Source organism: Ruegeria sp. CK2 (assembly GCF_056536585.1).
This window is the reverse complement of the sequence record NZ_JBQFPW010000002.1, coordinates 86929-105412: the sequence shown is the minus strand read 5'-3', so window position 1 is coordinate 105412 and position 18484 is coordinate 86929. Positions and strand designations below refer to the sequence as shown.

Below are 18484 nucleotides of genomic sequence, written 5' to 3'. Positions count from 1 at the left end.
TGTTTTAGGCGGCTTCTTTTATGTCTTGCTGCTCCGCTGTATAACGTAGAAACCGGTGTTACTTGAAACGATCTCTGGCTGAGCAAGCCGGCTCGGCTGCGTGTCTCCGGCGTCTCCCCTTCAAGCGGTCCAAAAGCCGTCATTGGCTCAGGTGCGAAGAAGGCCTGCAACTCCCTCAGCAACACAAGGGCAGCTCGATCATCCGGCCCTGACCGCAACATCCCAATCACATCTGGAGCGTCGATTGTATTCACACAAGCTGAGTAACAGACGTCCCTAGAAGATGCTCACGGTGTTGGAGAGTACACATGCGAGGCTTTACCCATGGCGGTCAAACAGAAGATGAACAGCGCAGATTTGCTGGATGCACTATGCCGATTGCTCCCGCAGCGAGGAAAACCCGAATGCATTCGTTCGGAAAATTGCTCACCCAAGGAGCCACGAAGGCGTTTGTGTTGGATGCGAAGACAAGCAAACTAATCAGTCATTGCATCTGCAAGCATATATGGCAGGCGCGGTCAGCCCCCGGAACGAAATTGGCAAGCCCGTCACTCGGTGCGGCTGTCACACATGACTGAAGCGTGCAACGAAGCGCCAATTCGCTGCGACTACTCCGGTGGCCACTTTCGGGCGCCCAACCTGTAGCAAGAGCAATCAGACCCTATGATTTACTCTTGCGGGCAATGCTCCGACTCCTCGTGAAGTAGTTTCGAATGCTCAGTGACCAAATCAGTTATCTCTGGCCGGCAAGAACCGCAGTTCGTTCCAGCCTGAAGAGCATCTCCGATATCGTTCACACTGATCAAACGCTTGTCGTGAATAGCGCGGATGATGGTTCTTAGCCCGACCCCGAAACACGAACAGACGATTGGTCCGCAGTCTTCCGAAGCCGCAGCTGAACGGCCGGACAAAATCTGCTGGGGCGCGACCTCGGGTAAGGTTGCCAAGTAGTCTCGCATCAGGGTGATAGGTTTTCGGGATACGAAGAACACCGCCAATAAGCGCCGCCCCTCCGACAGCGCAATTCTGTACGATCCACTCTTTGAATCTTCTACAGAAGTTGCCACGGCATTGCGTAATCCGAACCACTCCCGGGCGGTGCTTTCCCAGTCGTCGACGACGTGTTTCCCGGCCAACTCCATCCTGTATCCTTTGGCCGCTCTGGTGGTTGCCCAATAGTCTGCCTTAGGCGAGGCAGCAGCAACTGAAACGGCAAAACCGTACCAAGCGGCATTCATACGTCGTACAGAAACTGGTGTTGCCTTACTTTCCGGCTGTCCGGAAATCGGATCGGTCACACTTGGAACAAGCGCGTCCACACGGGCTGCTGGGGACGTTTCGCCCGTCCAGTGAATAGGCGCAAATACCTGACCCGGGGCGATAGCTTCCGTGATGCGAAGCCGAAAGATGCCGCTTCCGACTGAACTTCTAATTTCGACCAAATCGGCAGTACCAAGACCCAGTCGATCAACGTCCTTCGGGTTAATCTCCACATAAGGCTCGGCAAGATGGGCCGATAGACGAGGCGACAAGCCAGACCGGGTCATAGTGTGCCACTGATCCCGATTCCGCCCTGTGTTCAATAGGAAAGGGTATCGTTCAGAAATTTCTGCCTCGGGTGGTCTGTGGGCGACAGGAATAAAACGCGCTTTGCCATCTGGATGGAAAAACTGCCCGTCGCCAAAGAAACGCCCGTCTTTAGTGCGCGATGTCGTCGGCCACCGTGTTGGGCTCAGCGCCTCATAGTCTTCGTCATCAATGTCTGAAAATCCTGCAATGTCGAAGTCCTTGCCAAACAACACGGCAAGGGAGGTCATGTTTGCGTATTCTCGAAAAATCTGCGCAGGAGACTCATAGCTGAAAGCCTTTGTCCATCCCATGCGGCGACCCACCTCGGCCAGGATATGCCAGTCCGCGCGCGCTTGTCCCGGGGGTGTCAGCACAGCGCGTTGTCTGCTGATCGTGCGGTCGGAATTGGTTACTGTACCGCTTTTTTCGCCCCAACCCGCAGCTGGCAGCAATACGTCTGCGATGCGAGCGGTGTCTGTCTGAGCAGTCAGGTCGCTTACAACTGTGAATGGGCAGTTTTTGATAGCAGCTTTCACTCTGTCTGCATCTGGCATGGTGACCGCTGGATTGGTGTGGATGACCCAAAGCGCCTTGATCTGGCCGCGTTCGACGGCGCGAAACAGATCAACTGCTTTGAACCCCGGCTTCTTTGGCATCTTGGGCGCCTTCCAGAAATCCCGGACGGCTGCACTGTGGGTTTCGTTTTCGATATCCAAATGGCAGGCGAGCATATGGGCCAAGCCGCCCACCTCTCGACCGCCCATCGCGTTTGGCTGACCTGTGACTGAGAACGGCCCCATCCCTGCGCGCCCGATCCGACCGGTGGCTAAATGGCAATTCAAGATCGCGTTGACCTTGTCGGTTCCGCTTGAGGATTGGTTCACGCCCTGACTAAAGATCGTAACAACCCGCTCGGTACCAATCCACAGACCGCAAAACGCCTCAATCTCATCAGGGCTAAGCCCCGTCTCATCGGGATCGTCAAGCTGTGCCAGCTCAAGGGTCTCAGAGAACCCAACGCTGCGATCCAGAAAATCCGCTGCCACATGCCCAGTTTGGTGAATTCTGGTTAACAAACGGTTGAACAGCGCCACGTCGCTGCCCGGCTGCAGTGCCAAATGCAGGTCGGCTTGATCGCAGCTAGCTGTTCGGCGTGGGTCTACAACCACAATCTTTGTACCGCGCGCCTGACGCGCCGCAATGACCCGCTGATAGAGAACGGGATGACACCAAGCGAGGTTCGAGCCAACCAATACAACCAAATCCGCCTGATCTAGATCCTCATAGGTTCCGGGCACTGTGTCCGTCCCGAAGGCCCGTTTGTGCCCGGCCACTGTTGAGGCCATACAAAGCCGCGAGTTGGTGTCGATATTCGCCGAACCCATGAAGCCTTTCATAAGCTTGTTGGCGACATAGTAATCCTCGGTCAGCAACTGGCCCGAGACGTAGAAGGCCACACTGTCCGACCCGTGCTCATCTATGGCGGCTGAGAACCGATCCGCGACCAGTTGCAACGCATTGTCCCAGCTGGTGTCCTGGCCAAAGGCGCGAGGAGTCAGCAATCGCTTTTCCAGCCCAATCGTTTCGCCCAACGCTAAGCCCTTCGAGCACAAGCGCCCGTAATTCGCCGGGTGGTCCGGATCACCGCGTACCGCCAACCCTCCGGCCCCATCGTGACGCAACAGGACCCCGCAGCCGACACCGCAATAGGCACAAGTCGAGCGGACCTCAGGCAGGCCGGTTCCATCCATCAGGCCGCGCTCCGCCGGGTAACCGCACTATCGTCCAGCAGGATACGACCGTCTTCGAGACGCACTGGATAGGTGTTGATCCGACCTTCATCAGCGCCCTGCGCCTCACCCGTGTTCAGGTCAAAAACCCAGTTGTGCAGCGGGCAAGTGACCGACTGGCCATGCACGATACCTTCGGACAGAGGCCCGCCCTTGTGCGGGCAGCTATTGGTGGCGGCGTAGACTTCCGTCTCGGCGGTGCGGAAGACGGCGATACAACCTATATGGGTTTTCACCAGGCGCGCGCCACGCAACGGCACCTCGTCGATATGTCCGATGTCGATCCAGCTCATTCCGCGGCCTCCAGTGTGAAATCTGCGATCGGCCCGTAGGTCTGCGCCTTCTCCCGCACATGTTCGGCCCAGGGATCCTTGCGGTAGATACTTTGGGACAGCTCGAACCGGGCGACCAAGGCGTCGCGGTTTTCAAGATCATCGACGACCTGAACTTTGACCCAGTCCATGCCGACCTTCCCCAGCCACTTATAAAGGCGGTCCAGATACTTACCGCCTTCTCGGTAAGCTTGGGTGACTGCCATCACGACTTCGATCGCTTCATCTTCTGTAGACACCTGGCATAGTGTTTCAGTCTCTTTCACATCCATACCCGCGGCCCCGCCGATGCTGATCTGATAGCCGGAGTCGACACAGACCACGCCGATATCCTTGCAGGTCGCCTCGGCACAATTCCGGGGGCAGCCCGAGACAGCCAGCTTGAGTTTGTGCGGTGTCCAAGACCCCCAGAGAATCTTCTCAAGTTTGATGCCGAGCCCCGTGCTGTCTTGGGTCCCAAACCTGCAATGATCAGTGCCAACGCAGGTTTTTACTGTGCGCAACCCCTTGGAATAGGCATGACCTGAGACCAACCCCGCCTTGTTTAGATCCGACCAGATTAAGGGCAGGTCCTCGCCCTTCACCCCCAACAAGTCGATACGTTGGCCACCGGTCACTTTGACTGTTGGCACGTCGTATTTGTCCGCCGCATCGGCAATCGCTCGCAACTCCTCGGGCGTGGTGATCCCGCCCCACATGCGTGGCACAACGCTGAATGTGCCATCCTTCTGTATGTTGGCGTGTTTGCGTTCGTTGACGAAGCGGCTTTGCGGGTCATCTTGGTATTCCAGAGGCCAGTCTGCCAGCAGGTAATAGTTGATCGCCGGGCGGCAGACATGGCAGCCATTGGGCGTGATCCAGCCCAGTTCCTGCCAGACAGCGGCCTGGCTTTTTAGTTCCTGTCCCTTGATCAATCGACGCACATCCTCGTGCGTCAGGTCTGTACAGCCGCAGATCGACTGCGCGGTCGGCATCTCGAACCCGTCGCCCAGAGTGACCTGCAGCAATTGCTCGACCAGACCGGTGCACGTCCCGCAAGATGCGCTGGCCTTGGTGCTAGCACGCACTGCGCCCAGATCACCGGCACCCGCGCTTATCGCCTCTACGATATCGCCCTTGCATACGCCGTTGCAGCCGCAAATCTCCGCCTCAGGCGGCAATGCTGCAACGGCTGAGAGAGGGTCCGCAGTATCGCCCCCCTGATAGGCCGGGCCGAAGATCAGAGTCTCGCGCATTTCATCAATGTTGGTACCGTCCTTGATCAGGCCGAAAAACCAACTGCCATCGGCGGTATCGCCATACATGACTGCGCCGATCAGACAGTCCTCTTCAATCACGAGTCGTTTGTAGATCCCGCGCGAAGGATCACGGAACACGATATCTTCGCGTCCTGGCCCATCCGCAAAATCGCCCGCGCTAAACAGGTCACAGCCGGTGACTTTCAACTTGGTCGATAGGCTCTTCTGGACGAAGGAAGCTTCCTCGTCCAAAATCGCCTGCCCCGCCACTTTTGCCTGATCATAAAGCGGCGCGACAAGGCCGAAGACCTCCCCATTATGCTCGACACATTCCCCGACGGCGTAGATGTCCGGGTCCGAGGTCAGCATCTGGTCATCCACATGGATACCGCGCCCGGTGGCCAACCCAGTGTCCTGTGCCAGCGCAGTATTCGGGCGGATGCCCACAGCCATGACCAGCAGGTCACAGGGCAGCTCGGTTCCGTCATCCAGCAGCAGCGCGCGGACTTTTCCGCTCCGCCCAAGGATCTCCTTCGAGTTCGCCTGCAGGCAGATCTTAATGCCTTTGTCTTCCAGCGATTTCTTCAGCAGGTAGCCTGCGGCTTCGTCCAACTGGCGCTCCATCAAGTGGCCCATGATGTGAACTACGGTCACGTCAACACCGTGTGCGGCCATACCTGCCGCCGCCTCAAGCCCCAGCAGACCGCCGCCAATCACGACAACCTTGTTGTCAGGACCCATGTCCATCATTTGTTGGGTATCTTCCAGATCGCGATAAGCGATCACGCCCTCAAGATCGTGACCGGGCAGCGGGATGATGAAAGGATTCGACCCGGTCGCGACAACGAGTTTGTCATAGGGCACATGCCCGTTCGCGCCCTCTACCACCTTCATCTCGCGATCGATCTTTTCCACTTTCTCGCCAAAACGGCAGGCGATGCCGCGCTCGGCATACCAGGCGTCATCATGGGTGACGATCTCTTCATAGGACTTCTCACCCGACAGCACCGGGCTGAGCATGATGCGGTTGTAGTTCCCGCGCGGCTCGGCGTTGAACAGGGTGATGTCGAACGCATTCGGCGCGGCATCGGTCAGGTGTTCAAGCACCCGGCCCGAGGCCATCCCTGCGCCAATGACAACAAGTCTTTGCTTCATGATTTCACTCCGCTGCAATCGCCTTGGGGGCGGGAGATTTCGGCTTGGCGCCGTGTTCATATTCTTCAAGGAAATCCAGGACTTCCTGCCGATAGGCGTAGTAATCCGGATGCTCCAGCAGGGCCTTGCGGGTGCGCGGACGCGGCAGGTCGACTTTGGTGATCTTGCCGATCGTCGCCTGCGGGCCGTTGGTCATCATCACCACCCGGTCAGCCAGCAGGATCGCCTCGTCCACATCATGGGTCACACAGATCGCGGTGACCTTGGTGCGGGACCAGACCTCCATCAGCACTTCCTGCAATTCCCATCGCGTGAGGCTGTCGAGCATCCCGAAAGGCTCATCCAACAAAAGCAGCTTGGGTGACAGGGCAAAAGCGCGGGCAATACCGACGCGTTGCTTCATACCGTTCGAGAGATCCGAGGCAGATTTGTCCATCGCATCGGCCAGTCCGACGCGTTCCAGATAGTACTCCACCACGTCCTGCCGCTCGGCGATGCTTGACTTGGGATAGACCTTGTCGACGCCAATCGCGACGTTCTCCTTGGCGGTCAGCCAGGGGAACAGGTTGGGCGATTGGAACACCACAGCGCGTTCCGGGTCGGCGCCTTCGACGTGACGGCCATCCAACTTGATCGCGCCCTTCGAGATGTCATTCAGACCCGCAGCCATAGTCAGAACCGTGGATTTGCCGCAGCCCGAATGCCCGATCAGCGAGATGAACTCACCCTTGTCGATTTTCAGGTCGAAATCCTCAACCACGGTCAGCGGACCTTTGGGCGTTGGATAGACCTTGTGCAGTTGCGAGAAGTCGAGGAACCGGTTCTCGATCAGCCCCTTCTGCGCCTCAGCCACCGCAGTCGGCACACCATGGATCGGCGTCACATCCGGCAGGATGCGCGAACCTTCAACTTTGGCCTCAATGCCTACATCCATCAGGTATTTGGTGACGTCCGCGCGCAAGTGTTTGAAGGTCTCGTCATTGTTCATGGCCCCGCGGTCGCGCGGGCGGGGAATCGAGACGCGGAATTCCTGCCCCAGCGTCCCATCTGGGTTCAGGGCAATGATGCGGTCAGCCAGAATGATCGCCTCATCTACGTCATTGGTGATGAGGACACAGGTTTTCTTGTCGGCTTCCCAGATATGTTCGATCTCATCTGCCAGATTGGCGCGGGTCAGTGCGTCAAGAGCCGACAGAGGTTCATCCAACAGCAAAACCTCGGGGTTCATCGACAAGGCGCGCGCCACATTAACCCGCTGGCGCATCCCGCCGGACAATTCCGCCGGGCGGCGCATCGCGGCGTGGCTCAGGCCCACCATTTTCACATAATGCGCGACCTTCGCGGCCTTGTCAGCCTTGTTGAGACCGGGAAAGACCGTATCGACAGCGAGCCCCACATTGCCGCTGACCGTTAGCCATGGCATCAGCGAGTAGTTCTGGAAGATCACACCACGTTCCGGCCCCGGTCCCTTGATCGGGGCATCCTTGAATGTGACCTCGCCGCCGGTTGGGTTATCCAGCCCCGCCAGCAGGTTGATCAGGGTGGTTTTCCCGGTGCCCGAAAAGCCGAGGATCACCAGAAACTCACCCTCCCGCACGTCCAGATCGATGTCTTTCAGCACATCGGTGCGCGCGGTGCCGTCGCCAAAGGATTTCGAGGCGTTTTTGAAGCTCAAAATGCTCATCGCGCTCACCGGTTGTTGGTAAAGGTAAAGAGGGATTGCAGCGCGTACATCACCCGATCCAGCAAGAAGCCGATGATGCCGATGGTGAAGACTGCAACCATGATCTTGGCCAGAGAGCTGGACGAGCCGTTCTGGAACTCATCCCAGACGAACTTCCCCAAACCGGGGTTCTGCGCCAGCATTTCGGCCGCGATCAGAACCATCCATCCGACGCCAAGCGACAGGCGCAGGCCGGTGAAGATCAACGGTAGCGCCGACGGTAGAACCAGATTGGTGATCTTGGTATAGGTGTTCATTTTCAACACCTTGGACACGTTCACCAAATCCTTGTCGATGGACGCCACACCCAGCGCGGTGTTGATCAGCGTGGGCCACAGCGAACACAGGGTCACGGTAATGGCCGAGATCAGAAAGGACTTGGCGAACCAGCCGTCATTGGTGACATAAACGGCCGAGACGATCATGGTCACGATCGGCAGCCATGCCAGAGGTGAGACCGGTTTGAAGATCTGGATCAGCGGGTTTAAGGCAGCATTTGCGGTCGGAGACAGGCCAGCAGCGATACCAAGCGGAACCGCGATCACAGTGGCGATCAGAAAGCCGAAAAACACAGTTTTGACCGAGGTCCAGATCTGCTGGTAGTAGGTCGGAGCCCCGGTGAAAGCGACGTCTTTCACCTTCTCCGGCTGGCCGGCATCAATGAATTTCTGATTTCGCTTTTCGACCATGGCTTCAAACTTGGCGCGTTTTGCCGCCTTGGCTTTTGCGTCTTCATTCAGGCTGACCATCTCCGCCCAAACCTGCGCCGGTCCGGGAACCGCGCCCAGCGAGGTCTGTACCTTTGGCGCCAGCGAACCCCACAGAAGCAGGAAAGCGAAAATCGACAGCAACGGCACGATCAGCAACCGCCAGATCTCGGTCATCTGAGCGCGGGGATTGTCTCCGGCGGCTGCCTTTAGGACGGGCGTGGCCCAGCTGAGGCCCAGCACCTGAAACCATTTATCCGCTGCGTTGATGCGAGTGAAAAGGCGGGCGCGACGCTGTTGCCGCGCGACGTCTGTGTTGAATTCGGGATCGACCGTTGTCATCTTTTGTGTCCTTGCGATGGCGGGGCACTGTTGGGGTCCGCGCCCGACTGATGCCGGGCGTGGCGTTTCGGGGTTAGCCTTGTACGTCCGAGCCAACGATCTTCTGGTCGCCCTTCAGACCAATAGACAGGCTTTCGAGATAGGCGTTGGGGGTGCGACCGTCATAGGCAATACCGTCAATGATATCCTCCGACGGGGTCGGCGCTTTGTAACCGTCACTGTTCCAAGGGAAGTCGGCGTCATTCGCCAAGCCTTCATCGACCAGCAAACGCGCGGCTTCCAGATAGATCTCGGGCTTATAGACCGACTTGGCCACCTCGTCGTACCAGCTGTCAGGCTTGGAGTCGGGGATCTGGCCCCAGCGACGCATCTGGGTCAGGTACCAGATAGCGTCCGAGTAGAAAGGGTAGGTCGCGTGATAGCGGAAGAACACGTTGAAATCCGGAACGTCACGTTTGTCGCCCTTTTCGTATTCGAAAGTCCCGGTCATCGAGTTGGCGATAACATCGTAATCCGCGCCGACATATTCCGGGCGGCTGAGGATTTCGACCGCTTCCGGACGGTTGGCATTTTCGTTTTCATCCAGCCACTGCGCCGCGCGGATCAGCGCCTTGGTCACGGCCAAGGTGGTGTTCGGGTATTCCTCGGCGAATTCGGCAGTGATGCCAAAAACCTTTTCGGGGTTGTTCTTCCAAAGTTCATAGTCGGTGATGACCGGAACGCCGATGCCCTTGAACACCGCTTGCTGGTTCCAGGGCTCACCCACGCAGTAGCCATAGATTGTGCCAGCCTCCAAAGTGGCGGGCATCTGCGGCGGTGGCGTCACCGACAGGAAAACATCCGCTCCGATCTGACCGGTGACGTTTTCGGGGCTATAGTAGCCGGGGTGCAGGCCACCAGCGGCCAGCCAGTAGCGTAGTTCGTAGTTATGGGTCGAAACCGGGAAGACCATGCCCATGTTGAAGGGCTTGCCTTCAGACTTGTATTTCTCAACAACCGGAGCGAGCGCCTCGGCACTAATCGGGTGCTGCGGACGGCCGTCATCCATCACAGGGATGTTCGGCTTCATCTCTTCCCAGATTTCGTTGGACACGGTGATGCCATTGCCATTTAGGTCCATCGAAAACGGAGTGATAATATGGGCTTCCGTCCCGTACCCGATGGTCGCCGCTAAGGGTTGCCCGGCCAGCATATGCGCGCCATCCAACTGACCATCGATCACACCGTCCAGCAACACCTTCCAATTGGCTTGTGCTTCCAGCGTGACGAACAGTCCTTCATCAAGGAAGTATCCCTGCTCATAGGCCACAGCCAGCGGTGCCATGTCTGTCAACTTGATAAAGCCAAAGGTTAGTTCGTCTTTCTCCAGTTCCAGCTCAGCAAATGCAGGAGAGACAAACGATGTCGTCGCTGCCAGGCTCAGAAGTAGCTTTTTCATCTCGATCCCTTTCGGTTCAGCCCAACCCCTTGGGCAAACAAAAAAAGCCGCCGACACAGTCCGCCGGGAGGAGGTGGCGGATGGTCGAGCAGCTTTGCTCTTGATAGGTGCCCTGGATTGTGGGCGAATTCCGTCGGTAAGCGTCGTTGCTTGCCGATGAGACGATTAAGCCCGTCAGACGTCGGGACGTCATCAGTTTTCGCCATTTCGTCGTGGGAAATTCTGCATCGCAACAAACTTTAATGCTGCGGTGCAACAAAATTGTGCAGTCTCACCCGGTCGGCTCGAAAACGCGCCGGTCAAAAAACACGTTTCGAGGCAGAATCAGACTGCCATTGGTCGACGCGACTGCGGTCGACTCGGTCAATGCACCTTCCAGCTTCTCGGATGCACCGGGTGTTTCAACGCCAAGGCTCTGCAATTCGCGACGATACAGATCGCTGCGAAAGACTTTGGCTGCCTGACGTTCCGCAATACCAGCGTCCAACCCGTTTCGTATTGCAAGTTGATGCGCGACCCACTTCGCCTGACTACGCCATGGAAAGGTGGCGGCTCCGTCGAAGAACTCGACAAACCCCTCCACATGGCGCTGCTCTCCAAGCCCGGAAATCGTGAAGTCGCCTATGAGAGCGCAGTCGATCAACTCGGGCGAGACATTCAGGTAGGCTTTGCGCGACAGCATCTCAGATGCGGTTGTCCGGCTTTCTGGGTTAGACAGCCACCGACCCGCGCGCCAGACCGTTCGCATAAGGCTGCCCAACAGGTGGGGCTCGGTTTCGGCCCAGCCGTTTCGGACGGCTAGCACCTTCTCCGGCGCACAGGTCCAGATTGCGCGACCCGGCAGGAGCAAAGTACCGACGCCGTCGTCTACAGCAACCGAACCCCAAGGCTCACCCACGCAGAAGGCATCGATCTCACCGGTCGCAAGTGCCTTCGCCATCAATGGCGGTGGTACGGTGCGAATTTCGACCTGTTTCGAAGCAAGTTCGGTTCCTGCTACCCAATAACGTAGCAATTCGACATGCATCGAAAACGGGAAAGGCACCCCGAAGACAAGAACGTCACTGGCAGCCTTGGCCAAGCCAGCGCCTGCCGCTTCGGCATCCTTAAAATCGAAGCCATATCCCAAACCGGCTAGCCGTCCCGCCAGATTGGTGCCAACACCAATCACGTTGCCATTCAGGGATAGGACGGACACCGCGGAAAGCGGTGTCGCGATGCCGCCCAAACCCAAGGCCATCGCCACAGGGATCGGAGAAAGCAAATGCGCGGCATCGACATGGCCAAAGGCCAGCATATCGCGCAGTGATGACCATGAAGGAGCTGGCTGCAGGTCTAGCGAGATGCCCTCGGCATGGTCGAAACCCATCTCGCGCGCGACGATCAACGGGGCCGCATCGACCAGCGGCATATAAGCGACGGGTAAGGTAACGGTTCTCACGATAGCAACCCCGAAGCTGTCACTAAGGCTTCGGCTACATCCGCCACGCGCCGGTTCTGGTTCATCGCTGTTTTGCGCAGCAGAGCGTAGGCCTCATCCTCCTGAAAGCCTTTTGCTTTCATTATCAGTCCCTTGGCTCGGTCGATCAGCTTACGCTCTTCCAGCGCGCGGCGCGTTTCTTCCAATTCAACGCGCACCTGACGCAGCATCTTAAACCGTGCGATAGCGATATCCATAACGGGTTTGATCCGATCGGCCTGAAGACCGTCGACGACGTATGCGGACATGCCTGCCTCAACTGCTGCCTTGGCCAATCCGCCAGCCGCACTGGATACAAACATTGCCACAGGGCGTTCCATTGGGCCCGAAGCAACGGTCAATTCTTCCAGCATATCGCGCGATGGATTGTCTATATCAATCAGAACAATGTCCGGGCTGTGCGTCGCAATCTGACGTGCTAGCCCTGAGACATTACCGATTACAAAGACGTCTACATCTCCGGACTCTTTTAAGGCATCTACAATCGCGAAAGCGTGTTCTTGATTTTGCTCGACTACAACGACAGTCAGGTGTTGTTTCATGCGAACTCAATTGAGCCCAAGCTTTGTTGATGACAATTCGAAAGCCATCAAACTCTCTGTCAGGCTACGGGTTCGCCCAATTTAACAGCGTTTATTTTGATGTAGCAGAATGATTGCACAGTTTTTTTGCATGCCATCAAAGAAAATTGCTTTGAGCCTGGTCTCCGAGCATAGGATCGAGTTTTTGGCTCATACATCTGACGTTCACCTTGGGTCCCGAAGGAGCAATACCATTCGCATCGGCAACGCGAAGTCGCATCTCGCTTGGGGAGCCGTAGTTGTCGCAGTGCTGAATTTCGCTAGCAGTGGGGGCGGCCATTGTCTCAAGCCCGATTGGGCAACTCGACCCACGTGAACCCGAACCTGCGTGCGAATGTCGGATTTCCGCCGATTCTGTTAAAAAACAACGTGTTGCTGGCAGGTTGAAAACACACGGGGGACTCAGGCCCTAAGAAGACATTTTCAAAACCTGGGCTGCCGAGTCGGATCGATTCATTATTAATCCTGTCCACAAGATGTCGGGACTGAACGCCTAAAAGGCCACCCGATCTCCACCCTTCAAATCCAGAATTTCCCTAGCTTCATCGGGCGAAGCAACCTGACTGCCCAGATCCTCTACGATACGTCTAATTTTGGATACTTGCTGAGCATTGCTCTCGGCCAGTTTTCCGCGAGAGATGAACAAACTGTCCTCCAGTCCGACACGAAGGTTACCGCCCATCTGGCTTGCAGTGGTGGCAAGTGCCATTTGCGCGCCGCCAGCTCCTAGAACGGACCAACGATAGTCGTCACCAAACAGCCTATCTGCAGTGTGTTTCATGAAGATCAGGTTATCGACCTCGGGGCCGATGCCACCGAGGATACCAAAAATGAACTGAATGAATATCGGCGCTTTGAACAGTCCTATATCCATACAGAACTTAAGGTTGTAGAGGTGCCCAACATCATAGCATTCGTGCTCGAATTTAATGTCATGCGGGGCCAGAGTTTCGGCCGCTTCGCGAATGTCACGGAACGTATTGCGAAAGATGTTCTGATCGGAGTTCGCGACATAGTCTTTCTCCCAATCAAATTTCCAATCGTCATCGCCATAACGGTTGGCCAATGGATGAAACGAGAAGTTCATCGAACCCATATTCATCGAGCACATTTCAGGGCTGAAGGTCTTGGCTGGGGTGATCCGATCCTGAATGGACAATGTCAGTGATCCACCGGTTGATAGGTTCACAACTGCGTCGTTGGCCTGTTTGATGCGTGGCAGGAAAGGGGCGAAATCTTTCGGGTTGACCGACGGAGAGCCGTTCTCGGGGTTTCGCGCGTGCAGGTGCAAGATTGATGCACCGGCCTCGGCCGCTTCAACCGCCTGTTGTGCGATGTCGTCATAAGTGTAGGGCAATGCATCTGACATTGTCGGCGTGTGGATTGCACCAGTTACGGCACAGGTGATTATGGTCTTTTTCTGTCGGGCCATGGGTTCAGTTTTCCTTGGATTGTCCGATGTGCTTCACGCGGTAGCCCAGCGGGAAAAGTTGTAGGTCATAGCGGCTGCGGACGAGACCCCAGATGCCTTTCGGCGCCTTGAGCATGACGACAATCGCGACCCCGCCGAGAACGATCAGGTAAGTTGTTCCGAGGTCGGCCAATGTTTCGCGCAAGGCGAAGAAAACAAGCGTGCCGATAATCGGACCTTCGATTGTGCCGATGCCGCCGATCACCACGATGAAGATGACAAAGGCGGTCCAGTCATTGACGCTGAACGCGGCATCCGGTGATATGCGCAGCTTTTGCAAAAACATGAGCGCGCCGATCATCGCTGTGAATGCCGAGGTGACGACGTACACGATGAACTTCGTGCGCCAGATATCGATACCCAAGCTTCCAGCTGCGAGTTCGTTGTCGCGAATTGCCGTCAACGCCAACCCTTGGCGAGAGCGCAGAAATAGATACACGGCTGTCACCACCAAAACAGCAGCGCCGAGCGCCAACCAATAGCTCAACGCCTCTCGCATCGCACGACCGGACGCCAGGGATTTCACGATGGCAACCGGGAGCGAAGATCCTGATCCTCCGCCAAGCGCAGAGATTTGCGCGAAGCTCAGCCGGAAGACTTCGGCGATGACCCAGGTGCCTATGGCGAAATAAGCGCCCCGAAGCCTGAAGATCAGAACGGCAACCGGGATCGAGACCAAAGCCCCCAGCACGCCTGCAGCTGCGATAGCAACCAAAGGGTGCAGCCCGCCCAACATCGTCAACGCAAAGAGCATATAGCCGCCAAAGCCCACATAGGCCTGCTGACCAACCGAGACGAGACCGGCGTAACCTGCCATCAGGTTCCAAAGGGTGGCGAGGGACAGGTAAAGAAACAACTCTCCCATCAGCCGCATGTCGGCGCGACCCGCCCACAAAGGCGCTGCTATCAAAACAAGCAAAGCGATTGCGGTAAGGATCGCAGCAACTCGCGCTGCCTTTGATGATCGAGATACGGAATAGTCCTGCAGATTCATCCGGAAACCCTCGGGAAGAGGCCGTTCGGACGAACGGCAAGAATGACAAGGAAGGCGATATGGCCAGCAAGCACCTGCCAACCCGGGTCGATCTTGGCGCCGATTGTTTGCGCAACACCAAGGATCACGCCACCAATCAGCGTCCCCCAAAGGTTGCCCAGCCCCCCGATAATGACGGCCTCGAAGCCAAAGATCAGGCGCCCTCCGCCAATTGAGGGATCAAAGCTGGTTCGAATACCAAGCAGGATACCGGCAATCGCAGTCACGCCCAGGGCCAAGGCCATAGCCAGACCAAAGATGTGGCGACGATTAAGGCCCATGAGCTGGGCGATGTCCTGATTGTCCGAAACGGCACGGAACGCGCGCCCCAGAGCGGTATGATAGAAGGTCCATTGCAGCCCCCAGATCACCGCGATGGCGATACCGAAGGTGAGAAGCGGTAAGATTCCGAGTGCCACACCGCCCACGGCAACACTTGCTGTTTCAAGCGCACCGGCATTCAATGTTTGGGGGTCTGCTGTGTAGACCTCCAGCAATCCGTTCTGGATGATCACGCTTAGGCCGAAGGTGACAAGCAAGGGCGGAAGAATATCGTCGCCCAAAGTTTGGTTCAGGAGGCCGCGTTGAAGGGCATATCCGATCAACGCCATTGCGGGAACAACGATCACCAACGCGGCCATCGGATGCATTCCCGTCGCGGTCGTTACCGTCAGCCCGAGATACGCGGCCAGCACAATCAGGTCACCATGGGCAATATTGACCAGCCGCATGACGCCAAAGATCAATGACAACCCTGCCGCGAACAGAGCGTAAAGCCCGCCGAGTAGGGTTCCCTGCACGATAGCGTTCAGCCATTCCATGTTATTCGATCCCGAAATAAGCGCGCGAGATGTCTTCGCGCGAAACGGTGTCAGACGCGCTCTCCAGCGAAACGCGTCCCTCTTGCAGGCAGTAGACCCGACTCGAGACCGACAGCGCCTTGGTGATGTCCTGTTCAACGATGATCGCGCTCATACCCTCGCCAATAATGCCGGGAAGCGCTTCGTAGATGTCTTTGATGATGATCGGTGCCAGCCCGAGGCTAACTTCGTCAAAGAGGATCAGATCGGGATTGGCCATGAGAGCCCGCCCGATAGCAACCATCTGCTGTTGACCGCCAGAGAGCGAAGTAGAGGCCTGATCTTTTCGCTCTTCAAGGATCGGAAATAAATCGTAGACGGCTTTCAGATCCCAGGGGCCTTTGCGGCCAACTTGAGCACCTATCATCAGGTTTTCTTTGACTGACAAAGAGGGGAACAATTGACGACCTTCTGGAACCATGGCGAGGCCAAGTTCGGCAACCTCGTCCGCTCGAAGTCGGCTGATATCCTGCCCCCGGTAGTGGATCTGACCCGGTCCGTTCGTCAGCAACCCTGTGATGGACCGCATCAAGGTGGTTTTTCCCGCACCATTTGCACCAATAATGGCAAGGACTTCGCCCTCGCCCACGTCCAGTTCGACGTCGTAGAGTGCTTGGAAGTCGCCGTAGTATGAGTTCAAACCGCGTGTCTGGAGAATTGGATCATGCATCGGCTTCGATCCCCAGATAGATCTCTTTGACTTCAGTGCTTTCCATGATTGTTTGCGGCTCGCCCTCGGCGATCTTCTTTCCGAAATCGATAACGATCAGGCGGTCCACAACAGCCAGAAGCGCATGCACGACGTGTTCGATCCAGATGATGGTGACGCCGGAGGCATGAATGTCCTTGATGGTTTTAACCAGTGACTTGCACTCAGCTTCGGTCAGCCCACCGGCGATTTCGTCCAGCAGCAGCAATCTTGGCTTGGCGCAAAGCGCGCGTGTCAGTTCCAGGCGTTTTCGTTCCAGCAATGTCAGGCTACCTGCAACAGTGTTTGCCTTTGGCAGCAGCTCCGTTTGATCCAGTACTTCCAGACAAAACCGTTCAGCTTGGTGCCCACGCAGCCCAGCCGATTGCGTGGCGGCGATCATGGCGTTTTCGAAAACGGTCATGCCCGAAAATGGCTGCGGGACCTGAAACGAACGGGCGATCCCTGCATGGCTGCGTCTTGCCGCGCTCCATTTGGTGACGTTCTGACCATCAAAGTCGATACGTCCGGAATTCGGTTTCAGCGTCCCTGTAATCAGATTGAACATCGAGGTTTTACCGGCGCCATTGGGGCCAATCACCCCAAGTGCCTGACCTTGTTGGACCTGATAGTTCAGCGCATCGGCGACAGTGACTGCGCCAAATGCTTTGCTCAGGTCTTGGAGATTCAGGATTGTTGTCATGCTTCTCTCGGATGAAGGGTTCGGCGCCAAGATCGGCGCCGAACAATTGGTCAGCCCAGCAGCTTCATGTCTGCCGTCACCGGAACCTCGGGCGCGGTGCTGTTTGCAACGATCTGCAACTCGAACCCGTCTCCGGACTTCTGCCACTGACCGCCGACCAGCGGTGTTTTGGTGACATTGTTGATCGGCCCATCACCCCAGTTCACCGGCCCGACGATTGTGTTTAGGTTCGTGGATGTGATTGCCGAGATGATCGAAGACGGGTCTTCCAGATCATCAGCCCGTTTGATCACGTCCGCGACGACCTCGAACAGAGCGTGTTTGAAGCCAAGCGGTTGCGTCCACGGACGCCCCGACTCTGCTGTGTACCCTTCTGCCAGTTGTTTCGACGAAATGCCGGTCAGCGAGGACGAGAACGGGTGATGTGGAGACCACCAGACCTCGGTCGACAATCCATCGCCACGATCACCGAGCGATTCAATGACAGACGGGAACAACAGCGCCTTGCCGATCGTGACAACCTTGGGGTTGAACCCCTGCTGCGCGGCCTGGCTCCAGAACGTTGCGAAATCCGGCGGGATCATGTTGCCGGTAACGATTTCACATCCAGCCGCCTTAAACGCTGCGATCTGGTTTGAGAAGTCGTCAGACAATGGCTGATAGCGGCCGGGATCGGTCAGCGTGTATCCTGCAGCAGCAAGCGGTTTGGGCAGACCCAGTTCCGCATCGCCCCAGGCATTGCCATCGGCATCATTGGGGAAAAGACCGCCCACGGTCTTGGCCACGCCTGTCTTGTCCCACATGTCGAGGAACGCGGCGATAACGTCTTCCAGACCCCAGAAGAAGTGATAGGTGTTCTCAAACCCTTCGCCCGGAACGCCGTTGCGGCCAAAGAAGTACGGCTGCCATGGGCAGTCGGTTGTGATGCAGGGAACTTCATTAATCTCTGCCTGGTCAGCGACCGGGTTCACCGTGTCCGGCGTTGACGCCGCGACGATGATATCGACTTCATCGCCCAAGATTAGGTCAGCGGCGACCTCTGCAGCGCGGTTTGGATTGGACTGGCTGTCTTTTGAGATAATTTCGACATTCCAGGTCTTGCCATTGTTGTCCAACCCCGCCGAAAAGACCTGTTGAATGGCTTGCAGCACATATTCATCGGCCTCGGCAAAACCGGCCAGTGGTCCGGTGCGCGGGCTGACATTACCGATCCGCAGCGTCGGGTTCGCGGCATAGGCCCGCGTTGCCCGAAGGATGGCCGGAGCAGCAATCGCCGCTGTGGCACCGGCCATGAAACCACGCCTTGTGGCTGTTTTGAAAGTCCTTGTCATTGCGTCCTCCCTTCACCGGCCTCCCGCCAGTGTTTGATTGATC

The 18484-nt window shown here is 56.9% G+C and carries 14 protein-coding genes; all 14 read right to left on the bottom strand.

All coding sequences use genetic code 11. The features are described from left to right. Positions 1 to 668: 668 nt before the first annotated feature. Complete coding sequence (locus ACR0BU_RS03695; protein WP_480736174.1) at positions 669 to 3320, bottom strand: molybdopterin-dependent oxidoreductase; 2652 nt, start codon at positions 3318 to 3320, stop codon at positions 669 to 671. Continuing rightward, positions 3320 to 3652, bottom strand: a complete 333-nt coding sequence (gene nirD, locus ACR0BU_RS03690) for a nitrite reductase small subunit NirD (RefSeq protein WP_480736175.1) — start codon at positions 3650 to 3652, stop codon at positions 3320 to 3322. The genes ACR0BU_RS03695 and nirD overlap by 1 nt, the downstream gene beginning before the upstream one ends. After that, positions 3649 to 6084 carry a nitrite reductase large subunit NirB gene (nirB, locus tag ACR0BU_RS03685; protein WP_480736177.1) on the bottom strand — a complete coding sequence of 812 codons (2436 nt, stop codon included), beginning with the start codon at positions 6082 to 6084 and terminating at the stop codon, positions 3649 to 3651. The genes nirD and nirB overlap by 4 nt, the downstream gene beginning before the upstream one ends. Before the next feature lie 4 nt (positions 6085 to 6088). Next, positions 6089 to 7768, bottom strand: a complete 1680-nt coding sequence (locus tag ACR0BU_RS03680; RefSeq protein WP_480736179.1) for an ABC transporter ATP-binding protein — start codon at positions 7766 to 7768, stop codon at positions 6089 to 6091. Positions 7769 to 7773: 5 nt separating this feature from the next. Then, a complete protein-coding gene (locus ACR0BU_RS03675; RefSeq protein WP_480736180.1) occupies positions 7774 to 8856 on the bottom strand; it encodes an ABC transporter permease in 1083 nt (360 codons plus the stop codon). Positions 8857 to 8929: 73 nt separating this feature from the next. Next, entirely contained in the window at positions 8930 to 10294 is a 1365-nt protein-coding gene (locus ACR0BU_RS03670; RefSeq protein ID WP_480736182.1) for a CmpA/NrtA family ABC transporter substrate-binding protein, read from the bottom strand. A 271-nt stretch (positions 10295 to 10565) separates the two neighbouring features. After that, positions 10566 to 11735 carry a CmpA/NrtA family ABC transporter substrate-binding protein gene (locus ACR0BU_RS03665; RefSeq protein ID WP_480736184.1) on the bottom strand — a complete coding sequence of 390 codons (1170 nt, stop codon included), beginning with the start codon at positions 11733 to 11735 and terminating at the stop codon, positions 10566 to 10568. Next, positions 11732 to 12316: an ANTAR domain-containing response regulator gene (locus ACR0BU_RS03660; protein ID WP_480736185.1), complete on the bottom strand. Its 585-nt coding sequence runs from the start codon at positions 12314 to 12316 to the stop codon at positions 11732 to 11734. Before ACR0BU_RS03660 ends, ACR0BU_RS03665 begins: the two co-directional genes overlap by 4 nt. Positions 12317 to 12848: 532 nt before the next feature. Beyond that, positions 12849 to 13787 carry a 3,5-dioxohexanoate:acetyl-CoA acetone transferase gene (gene kce, locus ACR0BU_RS03655; RefSeq protein WP_480736187.1) on the bottom strand — a complete coding sequence of 313 codons (939 nt, stop codon included), beginning with the start codon at positions 13785 to 13787 and terminating at the stop codon, positions 12849 to 12851. Between the two features lie 4 nt (positions 13788 to 13791). Further along, entirely contained in the window at positions 13792 to 14820 is a 1029-nt protein-coding gene (locus ACR0BU_RS03650) for a branched-chain amino acid ABC transporter permease (protein WP_480736188.1), read from the bottom strand. Continuing rightward, positions 14817 to 15680: a branched-chain amino acid ABC transporter permease gene (locus ACR0BU_RS03645; protein WP_480736190.1), complete on the bottom strand. Its 864-nt coding sequence runs from the start codon at positions 15678 to 15680 to the stop codon at positions 14817 to 14819. Before ACR0BU_RS03645 ends, ACR0BU_RS03650 begins: the two co-directional genes overlap by 4 nt. Position 15681: 1 nt before the next feature. Then, positions 15682 to 16389 (bottom strand): ABC transporter ATP-binding protein, encoded by a 708-nt coding sequence (locus ACR0BU_RS03640; RefSeq protein ID WP_480736192.1) that lies wholly within the window; start codon positions 16387 to 16389, stop codon positions 15682 to 15684. After that, positions 16382 to 17110: an ABC transporter ATP-binding protein gene (locus tag ACR0BU_RS03635; RefSeq protein ID WP_480736193.1), complete on the bottom strand. Its 729-nt coding sequence runs from the start codon at positions 17108 to 17110 to the stop codon at positions 16382 to 16384. Before ACR0BU_RS03635 ends, ACR0BU_RS03640 begins: the two co-directional genes overlap by 8 nt. A 50-nt stretch (positions 17111 to 17160) precedes the next feature. Further along, a complete protein-coding gene (locus tag ACR0BU_RS03630; RefSeq protein WP_480736195.1) occupies positions 17161 to 18441 on the bottom strand; it encodes an ABC transporter substrate-binding protein in 1281 nt (426 codons plus the stop codon). Positions 18442 to 18484: the final 43 nt, after the last annotated feature.